Annotated in this window: 18 protein-coding genes; 10 read left to right on the plus strand and 8 right to left on the minus strand. The window is 72.5% G+C overall.

Features of this window, described 5'->3' with window-relative positions; translation table 11 throughout:
- Positions 1 to 145 precede the first annotated feature (145 nt).
- Positions 146 to 631 carry a MarR family winged helix-turn-helix transcriptional regulator gene (locus tag ACIBH3_RS06205; RefSeq protein ID WP_396310712.1) on the minus strand — a complete coding sequence of 162 codons (486 nt, stop codon included), beginning with the start codon at positions 629 to 631 and terminating at the stop codon, positions 146 to 148.
- A gap of 259 nt (positions 632 to 890) precedes the next feature.
- Between ACIBH3_RS06205 and ACIBH3_RS06210 the strand changes: the two genes are divergently transcribed.
- From ACIBH3_RS06210 to ACIBH3_RS06235, 6 genes are all read left to right on the plus strand, one after another.
- Positions 891 to 1,373, plus strand: a complete 483-nt coding sequence (locus ACIBH3_RS06210) for an SgcJ/EcaC family oxidoreductase (RefSeq protein ID WP_396310713.1) — start codon at positions 891 to 893, stop codon at positions 1,371 to 1,373.
- Between the two features lie 203 nt (positions 1,374 to 1,576).
- Positions 1,577 to 2,224 carry a hypothetical protein gene (locus tag ACIBH3_RS06215; RefSeq protein ID WP_396310714.1) on the plus strand — a complete coding sequence of 216 codons (648 nt, stop codon included), beginning with the start codon at positions 1,577 to 1,579 and terminating at the stop codon, positions 2,222 to 2,224.
- A gap of 273 nt (positions 2,225 to 2,497) precedes the next feature.
- Positions 2,498 to 3,202, plus strand: coding sequence for a DUF6368 family protein (locus ACIBH3_RS06220; protein ID WP_396310715.1), 705 nt, complete (start codon positions 2,498 to 2,500; stop codon positions 3,200 to 3,202).
- 263 nt (positions 3,203 to 3,465) lie between these two features.
- The gene (locus tag ACIBH3_RS06225) at positions 3,466 to 4,572 is read left to right on the plus strand and encodes a M4 family metallopeptidase (protein WP_396310716.1); all 1,107 of its coding nucleotides are present in this window, start codon (positions 3,466 to 3,468) and stop codon (positions 4,570 to 4,572) included.
- Positions 4,573 to 4,838: 266 nt separating this feature from the next.
- Positions 4,839 to 5,693, plus strand: a complete 855-nt coding sequence (locus ACIBH3_RS06230; protein ID WP_396310717.1) for an IclR family transcriptional regulator — start codon at positions 4,839 to 4,841, stop codon at positions 5,691 to 5,693.
- Positions 5,690 to 6,019 (plus strand): putative quinol monooxygenase, encoded by a 330-nt coding sequence (locus tag ACIBH3_RS06235; protein WP_396310718.1) that lies wholly within the window; start codon positions 5,690 to 5,692, stop codon positions 6,017 to 6,019. Before ACIBH3_RS06230 ends, ACIBH3_RS06235 begins: the two co-directional genes overlap by 4 nt.
- Positions 6,020 to 6,154: 135 nt before the next feature.
- On the opposite strand, the gene ACIBH3_RS06240 is transcribed toward ACIBH3_RS06235, so the two are convergent.
- From ACIBH3_RS06240 to ACIBH3_RS06250, 3 genes are read right to left on the minus strand one after another with little or no spacing between them, the layout of a single operon-like run.
- A complete protein-coding gene (locus ACIBH3_RS06240; protein ID WP_396310719.1) occupies positions 6,155 to 7,393 on the minus strand; it encodes a serine hydrolase domain-containing protein in 1,239 nt (412 codons plus the stop codon).
- Positions 7,393 to 7,758, minus strand: coding sequence for a DUF1048 domain-containing protein (locus ACIBH3_RS06245; protein WP_396310720.1), 366 nt, complete (start codon positions 7,756 to 7,758; stop codon positions 7,393 to 7,395). Before ACIBH3_RS06245 ends, ACIBH3_RS06240 begins: the two co-directional genes overlap by 1 nt.
- 2 nt (positions 7,759 to 7,760) lie before the next feature.
- Positions 7,761 to 8,090 (minus strand): PadR family transcriptional regulator, encoded by a 330-nt coding sequence (locus tag ACIBH3_RS06250; protein ID WP_396310721.1) that lies wholly within the window; start codon positions 8,088 to 8,090, stop codon positions 7,761 to 7,763.
- 222 nt (positions 8,091 to 8,312) lie between these two features.
- Between ACIBH3_RS06250 and ACIBH3_RS06255 the strand changes: the two genes are divergently transcribed.
- From ACIBH3_RS06255 to ACIBH3_RS06270, 4 genes are all read left to right on the plus strand, one after another.
- The gene (locus tag ACIBH3_RS06255; protein WP_396310722.1) at positions 8,313 to 9,701 is read left to right on the plus strand and encodes a TolB family protein; all 1,389 of its coding nucleotides are present in this window, start codon (positions 8,313 to 8,315) and stop codon (positions 9,699 to 9,701) included.
- A gap of 359 nt (positions 9,702 to 10,060) precedes the next feature.
- On the plus strand, positions 10,061 to 11,596 hold the full coding sequence (locus tag ACIBH3_RS06260; RefSeq protein WP_396310723.1) for a M20/M25/M40 family metallo-hydrolase: 1,536 nt from the start codon (positions 10,061 to 10,063) through the stop codon (positions 11,594 to 11,596).
- A 668-nt stretch (positions 11,597 to 12,264) separates the two neighbouring features.
- Positions 12,265 to 13,047 (plus strand): glucosamine-6-phosphate deaminase, encoded by a 783-nt coding sequence (gene nagB, locus ACIBH3_RS06265; RefSeq protein WP_396310724.1) that lies wholly within the window; start codon positions 12,265 to 12,267, stop codon positions 13,045 to 13,047.
- Between the two features lie 170 nt (positions 13,048 to 13,217).
- Entirely contained in the window at positions 13,218 to 13,784 is a 567-nt protein-coding gene (locus ACIBH3_RS06270; RefSeq protein WP_396310725.1) for a DUF2231 domain-containing protein, read from the plus strand.
- A gap of 16 nt (positions 13,785 to 13,800) precedes the next feature.
- Here the strand turns inward: ACIBH3_RS06270 and ACIBH3_RS06275 are convergent, their stop codons facing one another.
- Genes ACIBH3_RS06275 through ACIBH3_RS06290 form a run of 4 tightly spaced genes read right to left on the minus strand, consistent with a single transcriptional unit; the run spans position 13,801 to position 17,935 of the window.
- Positions 13,801 to 14,079, minus strand: a complete 279-nt coding sequence (locus ACIBH3_RS06275; protein WP_396310726.1) for a DUF2087 domain-containing protein — start codon at positions 14,077 to 14,079, stop codon at positions 13,801 to 13,803.
- Positions 14,080 to 14,122: 43 nt separating this feature from the next.
- On the minus strand, positions 14,123 to 16,294 hold the full coding sequence (locus ACIBH3_RS06280; protein WP_396310727.1) for a xanthine dehydrogenase family protein molybdopterin-binding subunit: 2,172 nt from the start codon (positions 16,292 to 16,294) through the stop codon (positions 14,123 to 14,125).
- Positions 16,287 to 17,393, minus strand: a complete 1,107-nt coding sequence (locus ACIBH3_RS06285) for an FAD binding domain-containing protein (protein ID WP_396310728.1) — start codon at positions 17,391 to 17,393, stop codon at positions 16,287 to 16,289. Before ACIBH3_RS06285 ends, ACIBH3_RS06280 begins: the two co-directional genes overlap by 8 nt.
- Entirely contained in the window at positions 17,390 to 17,935 is a 546-nt protein-coding gene (locus tag ACIBH3_RS06290; RefSeq protein ID WP_396310729.1) for a (2Fe-2S)-binding protein, read from the minus strand. The genes ACIBH3_RS06285 and ACIBH3_RS06290 overlap by 4 nt, the downstream gene beginning before the upstream one ends.
- Between the last annotated feature and the right edge of the window lie 122 nt (positions 17,936 to 18,057).

An 18,057-nucleotide genomic window follows, 5' to 3' on the forward strand; every position in this document is an offset into this window, starting at 1 on the left:
CCACCCTCTTCCCCCTGTGTGCTTGGGAGTTCCCACGCCACCGTCCCGAGTGCGCCCCGCTCTCGGCCTCCTCGGCCGACGGCGGGGCGCATCGTCGTCGGCGGGACCGGATGTCTCCCGGCCGCCCGCGCCCTCAGCCGCCGCCTCAGTCGCCGCCATCGCCGGCCAGGTCGTCGCCGGCGCCGGCGCGCAGACCCTCGGCGGCTTCCTGGTAGGCGTGGGTGGCCCGGGTGAAGTAGTCGAAGAGCACGTCGAGTTGTTCAGGGGAGTACCCGCCGAGAATCTCGCCGATCTTCTGCCGGGCAGGTGCCATGACCCTGTCCAGATCGGCGGGTCTGCCGAGCGGCTCGACGGTGACCTTGCGCCGGTCGGTGGGCGAGGGGACGCGACGGACGTAGCCGGCCTGCTCCAGCCGGTCGATGAGCCGGGTGGTGGGTCCGGTGGTCAGCCCGGTCCGGGTGCCGAGCTCCCCGGGGGTCATCGCCCCTTCCAGCTCCAGGATGTTGAGGGCGTACAGGTCGGTGGCGCCCAGCTCGCACGCCTTGGCACCGGCATGGCCGTGCAGCATGACCGCGCTCAGGTAGCGGCGGTAGATCCGGCCGGCGTCCGACGGCACCTGTGGTGTTGACACGGTCTTCCCCGCTTCCTAGTCTCTTCTCTAGAGAAGAGACTTCTTTGAAGAAGTAACTTCTCTGGAGAAGTTACCACAGGAGGGGGTGACATGAGCGTCACAAGGAGCGAGCGCGCAGACCGATGCCGACGCTCCGTACAACACCGCCGACCTCGGCACCTGGCGGCAGGCCGCCGCGACCTCGCCGAGCCCCGCTCGGCGCCGTAGAGCCCCGCTCCGTAGAGCCCGCCGATCACCCGTCAAGAGAGGACCCACCCCCGTGAACACCGTCTCCCCGACCCCCGCCGCCACGGCCCAGGACGACATCGCCGCCATCCGTGCCCTGCTGGCGCAGGCCTGCGAGGCCTGGAACCGCGGGGACGGCGCCGCCTACGGCGAGCTGTTCACCGCCGACGCCACCGACGTCACCTATGTCGGCACCGTCTACACCGGCGGTGAGGAGATCGGCCGCGCGCACCAGGCGCTGTTCGACAGCTTCCTGAAGGGCAGCCGGCTGACCGTCGAGATCCTGGAGATCCGCCGCTACGGCAGCGATGCCGCCGTCGTCGTCACCCGGGGTGACGCCCACAAGGGCGAGCCGAAGAGGCTCGGCAAGCTCGCGACCTACACGCTCGTCCGCGAGTCCGGCGGGCGGTGGCGGATCGCCGCAGTCCAGAAGACCAAGCGCAACGGCCTGATGGAGGCCTTCTCGTTCAGGGCCCAGCCCGCCACCCGTCCCGCCTCGCGCGCCGGGTGGAGCTGATGGGCGCCCCGGCGCCGAACCCGGGTGCGGCGTCCGAGCATCGACGTCAACTGACCAGCTGCTAGCGGCGAGTGACGAACGGTCGGAACCATGCGCCGGCGATGCAGGTCCGGTGTGCCGGTGCGGGGGGCGGTCGAAGGACTGTCACCGGGGTGTTGGAGAATCGAACGAATCATTGCGGCGTATCGAAACGGAGCACTCTGGTGAAGCGTCTGCTGTTGGCTGTCGCCGCGGCCCTGTTGGTGACGACCGGCTGCGGCACGGTGCACACCGCCGGCTCCGGCTCCGGCTCCGGCTCCGGCGCCGAGGCCTCGCCGGCCGTCGAGTCGTCCCCGGCCGATCAGCGTACGAAGGCTCAGGCGCAGGCCGCCGCTCGGCACGACCAGCTGTTCCCGGACGTGGCGGCCCGCTGCGCAGGCGTCATCCCCAGTCCCTCCGGCCCGTCCGGCCCGTCCGGCTCGGCCACTCCGTCCAGCGGTACGGCGGACGGCGCCGACCCGGCGGCTAAGAAGTACGCCGAGAACCACGCCTTCAAGATGACCGTGAACCTCGACGCGCCCGCGCAGTGCCGCGGGGACGCCCACGCCGCACGCATCGCGGCCGCGCTGGAGCGGCAGAAGCCCGGTAAGGCGTCCACGCTCACCGAGCAGGAGCTCCAGAGCGCCCTGGAGGCGCTCGGGTACCCGAAGGACTCCACCCAGGTCTACCGTTCGGGCGGCGCCGTCACCTTCTCCCTGTTCGTCCCCGCCACCGGGCCGTGTGTCACGGGCCGGCTGGACTCGCCCCTGAACGTCAAGGGGCACGGCCCGTACATGGAGGGCGGCTGCACGGAACCCAAGGGCGGTCACTGACACGGCCGTCCGGCGCGGGGCCCCGCCGCCACTCGCCGCCACCGGGCCGCGCCGAGCGGCCTACGGGTGCACCTCCGGGTGGGCCGGCGGCCGGCCCGCCGGGCACCAGCGGCCTGCTCTCGTACGCGGCGGATCTCGTCGTTGGAGCGGGCCGCGCCGATGAGGGCGAGCACCTCCCGTTCCCGGGGGTCAGCCCGTCCAGGTCCGTCGGGCCCTTCGCCTCGGCGGCAAATTCGATGGGACCGGTGAGTTCGGCCCGGCTACGCTCCCGGCATGAGTGGACCCGTTCTGGTGATCGAGTTGGCGCAAACCGTTCCCCCGGCCAAGGTGGGGGAGCTTCGCGAGCTGCTGCTCGGCATCTGCACGCACTTCGAGGAGCCCAGCCCCGGCACGTTCGACCTCCAGGTGTCCGCCCAGCGACTCGGAGCCGCGGACACCCGCAGCCAGGACCCGTACGCGCCGTTCCCGCTCCCACTCCTGACGTCCGGCGCCGGGGACGCCGGGCGGGCCGAGGCCGGGCCCCAAGCAGGGCCCGAGGACCGCGCCGCGCTCGCCTCCCTGATCGGCTTCAACCCGTTCCGCGAGGACTGGCGCCGCCCGCTCATGGTCTCCTTGCGGGGGCTCGGCTTCTCGGACCTGGCGAGCGCGGAGAGCTACGAGGCCGGGTACGAGACCCGGTACGAGGACGACGATCCCGAGCTGGCGGCCCTGATCGGCTTCACGCCGGTGAACACCGTCGACGTCATCGCCTTCTGCAGCCGCCCGCTCGACCACACCACCACCGCCCTGCTGACGGCTGCCGTGATGGACGTGGTGGGAGGTGTCGCCGTCATCGAGCTGCCCGAGGACCAGGTGCCGCTCGTGGCCGGCCTGCCCGGCGTGCTCGCGAGCTCGACCCACGACCGGCCGACGGTGATCGGTACGTCGCGGTTCCTGCGGGCCTGGGCCGGGCAGCCCGGCTTCCGGCTCCTCAAGTAGGCCTCCGCCCGGGCCGCAGCGCGGGCCCGCACCGTCCGCCAACCGGGGCTGCGGCGGCAGCAGTTCGGATCCCCCGGTGGGCGGCCGACGGTTAGTTCTACCCCGTGCCGTGGGTGTTCCTACCCCTTGGAAACGTGACCGGCGAGGAGAAGAATGTCCCGCGAGGGGTGAGAGATGAGCCGGGGGCTCAATGCGGCAACAGGCAGTAGGGGCGCGGTGAATGTGCGCCCGAAGCATGGTGAGCGTCAATCGAGGAATCCGCCATGAAACAGTTCCACTCGAAGCAATGCCACTCCGAACTGGTCCACTCGTTCATTCCGCCTCACGTGCTCGACCACATCGCGCGGGTGCAGGGCCGCGAGACCCTGGAGCCGTCCGCGGCGCAGCGTTCGGCCGTGGTGTCGGCGCAGTTCCGCCGGGTCCGCCGGAACCAGACCCCCGACGTCCCCGGGACGACGGCCCTGCTGGCCGCGCCGGGCGCGGCCGGCCTCAAGGGTCTGACGACCCCGGGCGTGGGCACCGCCGGCCGGCTCATCTACGACGACGAGACGCAGGCCAACTACAACGTCAAACTGATCCGCGGCGAGGGCGACCCGGCCGTCGCCGGGCAGAACGCCGACCAGGCGTACGACAGCCTCGGCGCGGTCCGGGACTTCTACAAGCGCCAGCTCGGCCGGAACTCGATCGACAACGCGGGCCTCAACCTGGTCGCCAACGTCAACTTCGGCGAGCAGTTCGACAACGCGTTCTGGGATCCCGACGCGCAGGTCATGGTCTTCGGGAACGGCGACAACGTCATCTTCAAGGACCTCACCGGTGACATCGACGTCGCCGCGCACGAACTCACCCACGGGGTCACCCAGTTCACCGCCGGCCTGAACTACACCCCCGACCAGACCGGCGCACTCAACGAGTCGTTCAGCGACATGATCGGCTCGGCCGTCGACGCCTGGCTCAACCAGCGGGACGCGGACACCCACAACTGGCTCATCGGCGACGAGGTGATGGCCGACGACCTGGCCGGCGAGGCACTGCGCAGCATGGCCGAGCCCGGATCCGCCTACGACAACCCGGTCATGGGCCGCGATCCGCAACCCCGGGACATGAGCGGCTACTCCGAGCCCGCCGACCCGCACCTGATGTCGGGGATCCCCAACCGGTGGTTCTACCTGGTCTGCAAGGAGATCGGGATCGACGCGGGCACGGTGATCATGTACCAGACGCTGCAGAACCTGTGGCCGACCGCCGTGTTCGGCGACGCGGCCGTCGTCGCCGCCTCGCAGGCGCGCATCCTGGCCGAGACCAAGCGCGTCCCCCCGGAGGCCGCCCAGGTGGTCCGTGCGGCCGCCCGCCAGCAGGGCTTCTGGTAGCCGACGACGGGCCCATCGAGAGGGAGCAGCGGGGCCGCATCCCGTGCGGCCCCGCTGCTGCCCGCCTGCCTGCCCGCCCGCCCGAGCTTCGCGGCGCTCTGTCGTGCCGGGCGCCCACCGCCCGGGCGGCCGCCGGTGCGTCGGTTTCCGGCAGGGCTGGAATCCGGGCCCGGCGATTTCCGCTCCGCGGGGTGGTCGGGCAGGCTGGGGCCCGGCCGCCGGCTCCCAGCCGCAGGCCGCCGGCCCGCCCTGGAAGGAATCCCGTCATGCCCGCCGCCGCGCCCGGTCCGCAGTCGCTCGACCGCGGGCTGGACCTCCTCGACGCCGTCGCCGGAGCCGCCGGTCCCGTCACGGCCAAGGTGCTCGCCGAGTACCTGGACTGCTCGCTGTCCACCGTCTACAACCTGCTCGGGCCGCTCACCACTCGCGGTCATCTGGCCCGTACGGGCGGTGGCTACGTGCTCGGCCACCGGATCCCGGCGCTGCACCGCGGCTACCAGCGCCAGCTACGGGCCGACCGGGACGTGCGCGAGCTGCTGGTCCGGGTCCGCCACGAGGCGGGCGCGGACGCGTACTTCAGCGCCTACCGTGACGGGCTGATCACCGTGGTCGACAGCACCGCACCCGTCGCGGCGGAGCGCGAGCCCTTCGCCGTCGGGGCCGACCAGCGGGCGCACGCCACCGCGCACGGCAAGGTGCTGCTCGCCGGCCTGCCGCGGGCCGCCCGCCGCAGGTACCTCGCAGACCACGGGCTGCCCCGGATGACGCAGAACACGATCACCTGCCCCGAGCGGTTCGAGTCCGAGCTGCACCGGGTCCGCGCCCAGGGCTTCGCGGTGTCCGTCGGCGAGTACGACCTCGCGTTCACCTGTGTAGCCGTGCCGCTGCCCGGCGGCCGGCCGGACCGGCGGGCCGACCAGGCCCTGTCGGTGTCGCTGCCGACCGCGGACTACCGGCGCCGGCATCGTCAGATCGCCGCCGTCCTCACCGACCTGGCCCGGCACGCCGGGCCGGCCACCGCGAGCACCCGGACCGGCACCACCCGGACCGCCGGTGCCACCCGGGGCAGAGGTACCACCCTCACCACCCTGACCGACCCCACCACCCGAGGAGTGTCATGATCTTCATCGCCGTCAAGTTCACCGTCCGGTCCGACCGCAGCGACGACTGGCTCTCGCTGGTCCAGGAGTTCACCGAGGCGACCCGGCAGGAGCCGGGAAACATCTCCTTCGAGTGGTCGCGGAGCGTGGACGACCCGCACCGCTTCGTCCTCCTGGAGTCGTTCGCGTCGCCGCAGGCCGGCGAGGAGCACGTGCGGTCGGAGCACTTCAGGAAGGCGATGGCCTGGATGCCCGACGTGATCGCGACGACCCCGGAGATCGTCAACGTCGAGCTCCCGGACGAGGGTTGGTCGCGGATGGCCGAGCTCTCCCCGCGCGGCGAGTAGGCGCCTACCCCCCATCGAGGGTGGCGTCAGCGACTGTCCTGAGCCGGTCGTGCAGCTGATCGCAGCACGTGGAGGCGCCGAAGGCCGGAGCCTGGTCGAGGTCCTCCGCCGGACGATCTCGACCAGGCAGGCAGATCAGTCGTCGATTGCCTGGTACAGGGTGGTCCAGAAGTCGTGGATGGCCCGCGCCGAGTCCGGGGTGGACATCCCGGTCTGGGTGAGCAGAATGCCGATGAGCTGGTTGTCCGGGTCGGCGTACGTGGTGGTGCCGGCTCCGCCGTCCCAGCCGAACTGGCCGATGGGCGCGAAGTCACCACGGTAGGTGCGCACCGCCGTGCCGAAGCCCCAGCCGCCGTGCTGCCCCAGGCCGTGTGACAGATGGACGACGTTGCGGGCCAAGGCTTCTCGGGCGGCCAGCTGCTCGGGCGTGAGGCGGTTGGTGGTCATCAGCTCAACGGCGGGCCGGGACAGGATCCGTTGAGTACCGTGCATCCCGTGGTCCAACAGCATGCGGAAGTAGGCGTGGTAGTCGTCGACGGTCGAGTCGAGTCCGCCGCCGCCCGACTGGAACGCCGGGGGTCGGCTGTGGTGTCCCCCTTCGGCCTCGTCCTCCACGATGAACTCTCCGGTCTGCGGATCGGGGGCGTACAGGGGAGGCAGCCGGGCGATCTTGTCTGCGGGCACGTGGAAACCGGTGTCCTTCATGCCCAGCGGATCGAAGACGCGTTCGCGCAGAAACGTCTCGAACGGCTGGCCGGTGACCCTGGCGACGAGCACCCCGAGCACGTCGTCGCCGACGTTGTACAGCCACCGCTCTCCGGGCTGGTACATCAGCGGGAGCGTGCCCAGGCGGCGCATCCACTCATCCGGCCCCGGTTCGGGCAACAGCCATCCGTCCTCCTGGCCGTAGATCTTCTGCTCGAAGAACGCGCCCATGATCGGAGAGGTCCGTGCCGTCATATCCAGTCCGAGCCCGAACGTGGAGGTGAGCAGGTCCCGCACCGTGATCGGACGCCGCGCCGGCACGGTGTCCTCCAGCGGGCCGTCGGCCCGCTTGAGCACCCGTCGGTCGGCGAGCTCGGGCAGCCACCGATCTGTCGGCTCGTCCAGCCGCAGCCGGCACTCATCCAGCAGGATCGTCGCCGCCGCCACCGCGACCGGCTTGGTCGTCGAGGCCATCCGGAAGATGGTGTCCCGGCGCATCGGTAAGCCACCGTCATGGCGCATCGTCCCGATCGCTTCGACGTGTGTCTCATCCCCCCGGCCGACCAGGGCGACGAGCCCGGGAATCCTCCCGGACTCCACATGTCGTGCCAGCACCTCGCGCAGTCTGCGCAGCCCTGCTTCGGAGAAGCCGCTGTTGCCATTTCCCATCATGAATCTCCTTGCCTGCGCTCGATGGCATCGGTCAGCCGCTTCCGCTCACGGGTGGGGACGTAGCCGCCCTCCGAGTAGTTCTGGACGAACGCCTCGACGAACTCCACCGGGTCCTCCCCGACGATCTCGCGGATCGGCGTTCCGTTCGCCGCGGCCTGCTCGAAAAGGTCGGCGAGGTCTTCGAACATCGACGCATTGCTGTCGCCGTCGATCGGCACGAAGTACATGAGGTACCGCTCGATCGCCTCGACCGCCGCGCGGTAGTTCTCGGGAAGCCGACGGGAGCGCGCCTTGTACGCCCTCCAGCGCTTCTTGGGCCCGATCACCTTCGAGATGAAGCCGCTCTTCTCGACATCGGACATGGTTACCTGCCCCCTTCGTGGAGCTGTTCCAGTCGTTCCGCGAGGAAGCTCCACGTCCTCCAGAACTCTTCGAGGTACTCCTGTCCCTGAGCGTTGAGGGAGTGCACCTTGCGTGGCGGCCCCTTCTCGGAGGGGACCTTCTCCACGTCGACGAGACCGCGCTTCTCGATCCTGATGAGCAGCGCGTAGATGGTCCCTTCGGCGATGTCGGAGAAACCCTGCTCCCGCAGTCGCGCCGTGATCTCGTAGCCGTACGCGGGCCGGCCGGACAGGGACGCGAGAATGATGCCCTCCAGCGTGCCCTTGAGCATCTCCGTCAGCAGCTTGGCCATGGAACACCTCCTCCCTGAGCTATTCAGCGCTACTGAGTACCGGTATACCGTAACGCTGACTACTGGTACTTAGCAAGACCGAATAGCGGAGATGCAAGCGGGCACCGTGTGGCGTGTTATCGCCTCCGCCGCGTACCCGCCGTTGACCGTGGCCCGTCGGCCGGGATTGGCTCGGCCGAGCTCCCGGCCGACGGGGCCGGCGGGTGACCCAGGGGAGGAACCATGGACGGACTCGGGCGGGCCCGGACACCGGTCGTGCTGGCCGCGTGTGCCGTGATCGCACTCGTGACGGGGGCGCCCGCCGCGGTGGCACTAGCCGTGCCGCGGACCGAGCTGGTGAGCGGCGCGCCGGGCGGGGTGCCGGCGAACGGCGGCTCCTCGGACGACGCGATCAGCGCCGACGGCCGCTTCGCCGTGTTCACCTCCGATGCGAGCAACCTCGTGCCGGGCGACACCAACGGCACCACCGACGTGTTCGTCCGGGACCTGCGCACCGGCCGTACCGAGCGGGTCAGCGTCGCGAGCGACGGCACCCAGGGCAGCTCGTACTCGACGGAGGCGGCGATCAGTGCCGACGGCCGTTTCGTCGCCTTCGCCTCCGCCGCACCGGAGTTCGCATCCGGCGACACCAACGCCACCACCGACGTCTTCGTGCACGACCGGCGGACCGGGCGCACCGAACGCATCACCACGGGCGACCCCGGGCAGCAGCAGCCGGGCGGTTCGGACATGCCGGCGATCAGCGCGGACGGCCACCTGGTGGCGTACATGTCCGGCCGCAGCGACCTGGTGCCCGGCGACACCAACGGCGTCACGGACGTCTTCGTGTTCGACCGCCGGACGGGGGAGACCAGGCGCGTCACGGTGGCGGACGACGGGACGCAGGCGGACCGGGCCTCCACCCGGCCGGTGATGAGCGCCGACGGGCAGCTGGTCGGGTACATCTCGCGGGCGGGCAACCTCGATCCGGCGCAGCGGCCGGCGGCGCAGGGCGCGAGCACGGCGTCGGACGAGGAGTCCGGCGAGGAGTCCGCTGACGGGCAGCTCTTCAAGCCCCGCACCTACCCGTTCTACGTGCACGATCTGCGGACCGGCCGCACCCGTGTCGCGAGCCTCGGGGTGGACGGCGCCGCCCGGGGCACGGCCACCGCCTCGCTCAGCCCGGACGGCCGCTATGCCGTCTTCTCCTCCCGGATGGACGACGTGGTGCCCGGCGACGCCAACGGCACCACCGACGTGTTCCTGCGCGACCTGCGCCAGGGCACCACGCGGCTGGTCAGCTACGCGCCGAGCGGGGTGCAGGCCAACGGCGACTCGGACCTCGGCGTGCTCAGCGCGGACAACCGCCGGCTGTTCTTCTCCTCCTCGGCCGACAACCTGGTGCCCGGGGACACCAACGGCGTGTCGGACGTCTTCGTCCGCGACCTGCGCGCCGGCACGGTGGAGCGGGTGAGTGTGGCCTCCGACGGCGGTCAGTCGGCCGGCTACGCGGGCGGACCACTCATCGACGCGGCGGGCCGTACCGCGCTGTTCACGGCCGAGGACGGCTCGCTCGTCTCCGGGGACACCAATGCGCAGCCGGACGTCTTCGTCCGCCGCCTCGTGGGGTGACCCACCCGCCAGGGGAGGGCCTGCCGGCCTCCGGGAGGGCGATTGAACGGAATCGGAGTGGCGGCCATGGCAAATCTGACATATGCATGTTCACTTGACGGGTAGACAGATAGCTTCTCCACCTGGCATCTGTACCGCGGCGAGGGCCGGCAGCAGCCTCAGGGGCTGTCCTGCCGGCCCTCGCCGCTGCGACCCCGCATGATGCCGCATCACCCCGCATCACCCCGCATCACCCCCGCATGACCCCCGCATGACCCCGCGCCACCCCCCGTTCGCCTCTTCGGCCGACCGATCAGCCGACCGGCCCGGCCCGAGCGGGGGCCGAGCCTGTCCGCATGGATCGACGGAAGGACTTCGTAGTGAACACACGGACCCGTCACACCGCTGCCGCCGCCTTGGCGGTCGCCGCACTCACCACCCCGCTGCTGCTCGCCGGGGCCGGGAGCGCCTCGGCAGCCCCGGACCCGGCCAGGAAGGCCGCCAAGCTGGCCGAGAAGCTCGTGGACCGGAGCGAGGGCGAGAACGCGTACGAGACCCTGGAAGCGCTCCAGCGCTTCGCGGACCGCGACGGCGGCACCCGGGTCGCGGGTTCCAAGGGGCATGCCGACTCCGCCGGGTACATCTACGAGCAGGCACGCGAGGCCGGACTCAAGGTCACCAAGCAGGAGTTCGAGTACCCGTTCACCGAGACGCTGGCGCAGACCCTGAAGGTGCTCGCGCCGCAGTCCGAGGACATCCCGATCTCCGCGATGACGTACTCGGCCAGCGGTCCGGACGGCGGCACCACGGCCGAGGTCGCGGTCGTGCCGGTGGACGACACCACCGGCTGCGAGGCCGGCGACTACGCCGCGGGCGCCTTCGGCGGGAAGATCGCGCTGATCCGGCGCGGTGGCTGCACGTTCGCCGCCAAGCAGGCGGCCGCCGCCGGGGCGGGCGCGGTCGGCGCGATCATCTACAACAACGCCGACGGCGACCTCGGCGGCACGCTCGGCTCACCGGCCGAGGCCAGGATCCCGACCGGAGGTGTCTCCAAGGCGCGCGGCGAGACGCTGGTGGCTCGGGTGGCCGGCGGCCCCGTCAGCGTGAACCTGGACATCCGCACCCACACGGAGACCCGCAAGACCTGGAACGTCATCGCCGAGACCAAGGGCGGGGATCCGGACAACACCGTCTTCATCGGCGCACACCTCGACTCGGTGCTGGCCGGCCCCGGCATCAACGACAACGGCTCCGGCTCGGCCGGCATCCTGGAGGTGGCCAGGAACCTCGGTGAGCGCGAGGTGAAGAACAAGGTGAAGTTCGCCTGGTGGTCGGCCGAGGAGTACGGACTGCTGGGCTCCGAGGCCTACGTCGCCTCGCTGTCCGAGGCCGAGCGGAAGAAGATCAGGCTCTACCTGAACTTCGACATGATCGCCTCGCCCAACTCCGTCCAGTTCGTCTATGACGGCGACGACTCGGACCATGCCGGCTCGGGCCCGGGCCCGGCCGGCTCGGCGCAGCTGGAGCGTCAGATCAACCGGTACCTCGACGGACGTGGTGCGCCGCACGAGGGCGCCGACTTCACCGGCCGCTCCGACTACGGCCCGTTCATCAAGGCGGGCATCCCCGCCGGCGGCACGGCCACCGGTGCCGAGGGCATCAAGACCGCCGCGCAGGCGGCCACCTACGGCGGCACGGCCGGCGTCGCGTACGACAAGTGCTACCACCAGGCCTGCGACGACCTCGACAACCTCGACATCGACGCCTTCGAGCTCAACATCGACGTCATCGCCAACGCGGTGGGCGCCTATGCCTGGGACCTGTCCTCGCTGTCGGCCCCGGTGACCCCGGAGAACACCGGCGGATCGGCGGGCGGTGGCGGTGGCCTGCACGACGACCACGAGCTGACCCGCTAGCGGCGAGCCGGCTCCGCCCGGGGCGGCGCGGGGCCGCCCTGGGCGGAGCCGCCCGAGGAGGCGGCCGCGAGGAGGGCGGCCCCGAGGAGGGCGATCGGCTGGACGAACGTGAACAGAACCGTTCAGGGTGAAGACACTTGTCATGAGCGCAGCCCTGATCCCTCGGGTATATAGCTGGCAGGCCCGGTCGGCACTCCCCCCACGGAGCGGCAACCGGGCCTCAGCTGGGCAGCAGGGTCCGTCCGACGCTCCCCCCACGGGGCGGCGGCCGGGCCCGCGCGCCGTTTCCGACGCCAGCACCACGCAGCGTACATGTCACATCTACGCATGGCTACCGCATGGCGTGTCGAACGTCAGTCTGCGTTGTCGCGCGCGCCTTCGACGCGCGCCCCCGGCGGGCGCTCGGCCGGGGTGCCCGTGCGTTCGCGCCCCCAGGTGCGCCCCATTCTCCGGCGCCCCCATTCCCCATCCCGCGTCCGCCGTCGACTGCCGGTGGGTGCCACGCTGTCGTGGCTCATTGCGTCGCGGCGCAATGGCGTTCCTGCGTGGCGTTCCTGGATGGGCCCTTGCGGTCGGCCTCGGACCCCTGGCGTGCGCCCGGGTGGAGGCGGGGTACACTCCTCTCAAAATGGTCTAGACCACGATGTGTATCAGAACGGTGGATCAGCATGGAAATCGTGATCGTTCCCGACGCCGCCACAGGTGGCGAGCTCATCGCCAGGGCGATCGCGGAGCTGTTGACCGACAAGCCGGACGCCCTGCTGGGCGTGGCCACCGGTTCCACGCCGTTGCCCGTCTACCGCGCGCTGAAGTCCCGGGTCGAGGCGGGCACCCTGGATGCCTCGCGCGCCCGGATCTGCCAGCTCGACGAGTACGTCGGCCTGCCCGAGGGGCACCCCGAGTCCTACCGCGCGGTGGTCCTGCGTGAGGTCGTCGAGCCGCTCGGCCTCACCGAGGCGTCCTTCCTGGGCCCCGACGGCGCCGCCGCCGACATCGCCGCCGCCTGCGCCGCCTACGACCGCGCGCTGGCCGAGGCCGGCGGCGTCGACCTCCAACTGCTCGGGATCGGCACCGACGGCCACATCGGCTTCAACGAGCCGTGCTCCTCGCTGGCCTCCCGGACCCGGATCAAGACCCTCACCCACCAGACCCGCGAGGACAACGCCCGCTTCTTCGACAACCTGGACGAGGTCCCGCACCACGTCATCACCCAGGGCATCGGCACCATCCTGGAGGCACGTCACCTGGTGCTGCTGGCCACCGGGGAGGCCAAGGCCGAGGCGGTGGCACTCGCCGTCGAGGGCCCGGTCGCCGCCGTGGTCCCCGCCTCGGCGCTCCAGCTGCACCCGCACGCCACGGTCGTCGTGGACGAGGCCGCCGCCTCCCGCCTGCGGCTCGCCGGCTACTTCCGCGAGACCTACGCCGCCAAGCCCGCCTGGCAGTCGATCTAGCGGATCCCGCCCCGGACGAGCGGCCGGTGGCCGGCCTTGGCCGGGGCCGGCGGCAGGGGCCGGCGGCAGGGGGGAGGGGCAGGGGCAGGAGCACACGGGACAGACCCGGCTCGATTCGTCCCCGGTTTCGGTTTGCCGCCCGGGATGGTGGACAACCGCGCCTCATGAGCATGAGGCTGACACGGAACACTCTCCTGCCGCCGCCCGGCGAGGCACCGCTGCCCCGAGCCCTGAACGGCATCGAGGAGCAACACTGGCTGGACCCGGCGGTCAACCGGATACAGCACGCCGTCCGGGTGCTGCCGCCCGGTGACACCCGGGACCTGCTGCGCGGGACATGGCTCGGCCACCCGCTGCACCCCACACTGGTCCAGCTGCCCGTCGGCTGCTGGCTCAGCGCCGCCGTACTGGATCTCGTACCGGGTGAGCAGCCCGCCGCGACCGGTCTGGTGGCGCTCGGCCTGGCCGGCGCCCTGCCCGCCGCCGTGGCGGGCTGGGTCGACTGGGCGGAGCTGGACGAGCGGCGGCTGCGGCTCGGACTCGTCCATGTGGTCGCCAACACCACCGGCATCGCCCTGTACACGGCGTCGCTCACCTCCCGCCTGCGCGGCAAGCGCGCCGCAGGCAGGCTGCTGGCCTACCTCGGACTGTCGGCCGTGGCAGTCGGCGGCGTGCTCGGCGGCCACCTGGCGTACCGGCAGGTGGTGGGCGCCGACGCCGGCGGATTCCCGTGGTGAGGCCTCCCGGCCTGCGCTACCCGGCCGCCCGCAGGTAGCTGCTGCCGTCCCTGGTGCGCGTCAGCAGGCCGGCGATGACCAGATAGCGGCGCAGCGCGGCGCAGTCCTCGTGCACCGTACGCAGCGCCTCGTTGACCTCGCGCTCGCTGTAGGCCCGGTCAGGCTCGAAGAGCGTCTGTGAGAGGTGGACGAGCACCTGCTCGCGGCGGGCCGCCTTCCGCGGGATCGCCGTCAGCCGCCCGTGCGAGAAGAGCGCGGCGAGCCCCTGTGAACTGGTGGAACCGTTGTCCGACATGACGGGAAGCCTTCCATTCGGCCCGCCGCCCGGCAACGCGATTTCACCGGCGCAGCCCCCCGCCCCCGCCCCCGCCCCCGCCCCCGCCGTCGCGCTCGCCCTCGCCCTCGCTCTCCTCCCCGCCGGAGCCGGAGCCGTCCTGCCCGGCCACGCACGCCCCCAGGCCCAGCAGCCTGCGCGAGGTGATCGGCAGTTCGCGCACGCGCACCCCCGTGGCGTGGTGCACCGCGTTGGCGACGGCCGCCGCGGTGCCCACGATGCCGATCTCCCCGATGCCCTTCGAGCCCATCGGGCTGACCTGCGAGTCCACCTCCTCGATCCACTCGGCCTGTACGTCCCGGACATCCGCGTGCACGGCGACGTGGTACGAGGCGAGATCCCGCTCCGCGTGGTCGCCGAACTCCGGGTCCATCGTGCTCTCCTCCAGCAGCGCCATCGAGGCACCCATGATCATGCCGCCGACGAGCTGGGAGCGGGCGGTCAGCGGGCTGAGGATGCGGCCGGCGGCGAAGACCCCGAGCAGCCGCCGCACCCGTACCTCTCCGGTGTCCACGTCCACCTGCACCTCGGCGAACTGCGCACCGAAGGCGTGCCGTGCGTACTCCGAGCCCGCCGTGACCAGCTCCCGGGTGTCGGCCCGGCCCACGGCGCCGGCCGCCGGCCGGTCGGCGCCCGCCGTCCGCCGCAGGTCGGTGGCGGCGGCGTGCACCGCCCAGCCCCAGGACGAGGTGCCGCTGGAACCGCCGGCGACCGACGCCCGCGGCAGGTCGCTGCTCCCGATCTCCATCCGGATCCGCTCCACCGGCACGTCCAGCACCTCGGCGGCGATCACCGCCAGCACCGTACGCGCGCCGGTGCCGATGTCGGTGGCGTTGACCCTCACCCGGTACCAGCCGTCGGGCTCGGCCTTGACCTCGGCCGCCGCCGGCGAGAACAGGACCGGGTACGTGGACGCCGCGACGCCGGTGCCGAGCAGCAGCCGGCCCTCCCTGCGGGCCCGCGGCCGGGGATCGCGGCCGGCCCAGCCGAACCGCCGCGCGCCCTCGCGCAGACAGTCGGCCAGGTGCCGGCTGCTGAACGGGCGCCCGGTGTCCGGTTCGGCCGCCGGCTCGTTGCGCAGCCGCAGCTCCACCGGGTCCAGTTCGCACGCGACGGCGAGCTCGTCCATCGCCGACTCCAGCGCGAACATGCCCGGGCACTCGCCCGGCGCCCGCATCCAGGACGGCGTCGGAACATCCTGCCGGACCACCCGGTGGGTGCTGCGCCCGGCGGGCGAGCCGTACATCACCCGCGAGGGTACGGCGGCCTGCTCCACGAACTCCCGCAGGGTCGAGGACCTGGTCAGGATCTCGTGCGCCTGCCCCCGGAGTACGCCGTCGTGCCCGGCGGCCAGCCTGATCCGCTGGACGGTCGGTGCGCGGTGGCCGACGACGGCCGCCAGCTGCCCGCGTGGCAGCGCGAGGCGCACCGGCCGGCCGACCCGGCGGGCGGCCATCGCGGCGAGCACCACGTGCGGCCGAGGCGTGCCCTTGCAGCCGAACCCGCCGCCGACGTGCTCGCTCACCACGAGGACCCGGCGGCGGTCGAGCCCGAACAGCTGCGCGAGGGTCTCCTGCACCAGGCTCGAACCCTGGCTGGAGTCGTACACCGTCAGCCGGTCGCCCTCCCACGACGCGGTGGCGGCGTGCGGCTCCATCGGGTGGTTGTGCAGCGGGCCGGTCCGGTACGTCGCGTCGATCCGGACCTCGGCGGCGGCGTGGGCGGCGTCGAAGTCCCCGCGCTCGCGGTCCGCCGGGTGCCCGCCGTTGGCCAGTTCGGGCGCGTAGATGCCGGGGTGGTCGTCCGTCAGCACCACATCGTGCGGCTCCTCGGCGTACGTCACCCGCACCCTGGCGGCGGCCCGCTCGGCAGCCTCCGGGGTCTCGGCCACGACCAGCGCCACGTACTGGCCCCGGTGGGCGACCCGTGCGGACTGGAGCACGGCCAGCGTCGGGTCGTCCGCCGGGGCGAGCCGTGGGGCGTCCTGGTGGGTGACGACGGCCAGGACGCGCGGGTCCGCCAGCGCGGGGCCCACGTCGATGGCCGTCACCTCGCCGCGCGCCACGGTGGCCGGCACCGGCCGGGCGTGGACGCAGCCGGGCGGGCGGTGGTCGTCGGCGTACCGGGCCGCGCCCGTGACCTTCTCCCGGCCCTCCAGCCGGAGCTGCTCAGCCATCAGCGTCCCCTGCCGGGTCCCGGTGCTCCGGGCGGGGGCGGTCGTCGTCCGGGCCGGACTCGGGCCCAAGCTCCGCGTGGGCCGGCCCGGGCAGCCCTGAAGACCCGGAGGGCCCGGACAGCCGGGCCAGCCGGGCCAGCAGGCGGACCGCCAGGTTCTCCGCCAGCGCCACCTTGTACGCGTTGTCCCGAAGCGGCCGGGCGGCCGCCAGCTCGGCCTTGAGCGCGCGGCGGAACGCCGCCTCCTCGGCCGGCCCGCCGAGCAGCAGCTCCTCGGCGGTCCACGCCCGCCAGGGCTTGGGTGCCAGCCCGCCGAGCGCGAGCGCGATCCCGGCCACCCGGCCGTCGCGGACGGTCAGGACGGCGGCGGCGGAGGCGAGCGCGAACGCGAAGGACGCGCGCTCCCGGGCCTTGCGGTAGCCGCTGCGGCTCTGCGGCGCGGGTGGCGGGAGAGACACCGCGGCGATCAACTCCCCGGGCAGCAGACGGTGCTCCAGGTCCGGCCGGTCGCCGGGCAGCCGGTACAGGTCGGCGACGTGCAGCGCGCGCGGCCCGTCGGGTCCCAGCAGTTCGAGCGAGGCGTCCAGCGCGGATAGCGCGACCGCCAGGTCGGAGGGGTGGGTGGCTACGCAGTGCTCGGAGGCGCCCAGCACGGCCAGGTCCCGGTGGACGCCCTCGATGGCGGGGCAGCCGCTGCCCGGGATCCGTTTGTTGCAGGGCTTGGTGACGTCCTGGAAGTACAGGCACCGGGTGCGCTGGAGCAGGTTGCCACCGGTGGTGGCGACATTGCGCAGCTGCCCGGAGGCGCCCGACAGCAGTGCCTGGCAGAGCGCCGGGTACCCGGCCCGCACGGCCGGGTGGGCGGCCAGGTCGGTGCCCCGCACCCCCGCGCCGATCCGCAGACCGCCCTCCGGCGTCTGCGCCATGCCGTCCAGCCCCAGCCGGCCCAGGTCCACCAGCAGCCGGGGCCGCTCCACACCGAGCTTCATCAGGTCGACCAGGTTGGTGCCGCCCGCCAGGTACCGCGCGCCGGGGGAGGCCGCCAGCAGGGCCACCGCCTCGGCGGGGTCGGTGGGCCGCAGGTAGGCGAACTCCCTCACGAGGCGGACTCCGTGATGGCGCGGACGATGTTGGGGTAGGCGCCGCAGCGGCAGATGTTGCCACTCATCCGTTCCCGGATCTCCTCCGGGTCCGGTTCGACGGGCCGCGCCTGCACCGCCTCCTCACCCCCGTCCGCGTTCCGCGTCGCCGTGACCAGGCTCGGCCGGCCACTCGCCGCCTCGGCCAGCATGCCGACCGCCGAGCAGAGCTGCCCGGGGGTGCAGAACCCGCACTGGAACGCGTCGTGGTCCAGGAACGCCTGCTGGAGCGGATGCAGTTCGCCGTCCGGCGCCAGGCCCTCCACCGTGACCACCGCGGCGCCGTCGAGCGTCACCGCCAGCAGCAGACAGCTGTTGACCCGGCGGCCGTCCACCAGCACGGTGCACGCCCCGCACTGGCCGTGGTCGCACCCCTTCTTCGCGCCGGTCAGCCCGAGCTGCTCGCGCAGGACGTCCAGCAGGGTGGACCGGTTGTCCAGCAGCAGCCGGTGACCGGCGCCGTTGACCTCGAGGCCGGTCTCGGTCGCGGTGGTGGTGAGCATGAACGCCTCTCTCGGGCCCTTGGCTCTTCTCTCCGGCCCTGGCTCTGCGGCCCGGGGCCGGTCGGCAGCCCGGCTCGGCAGGACCGGGGCCGCGTTCACGCGTTCCACCCGGCGCCGCCGCG

Origin of the sequence: Kitasatospora sp. NPDC050543 (assembly GCF_044457565.1) — a bacterium.
Lineage (GTDB): Bacteria > Actinomycetota > Actinomycetes > Streptomycetales > Streptomycetaceae > Kitasatospora.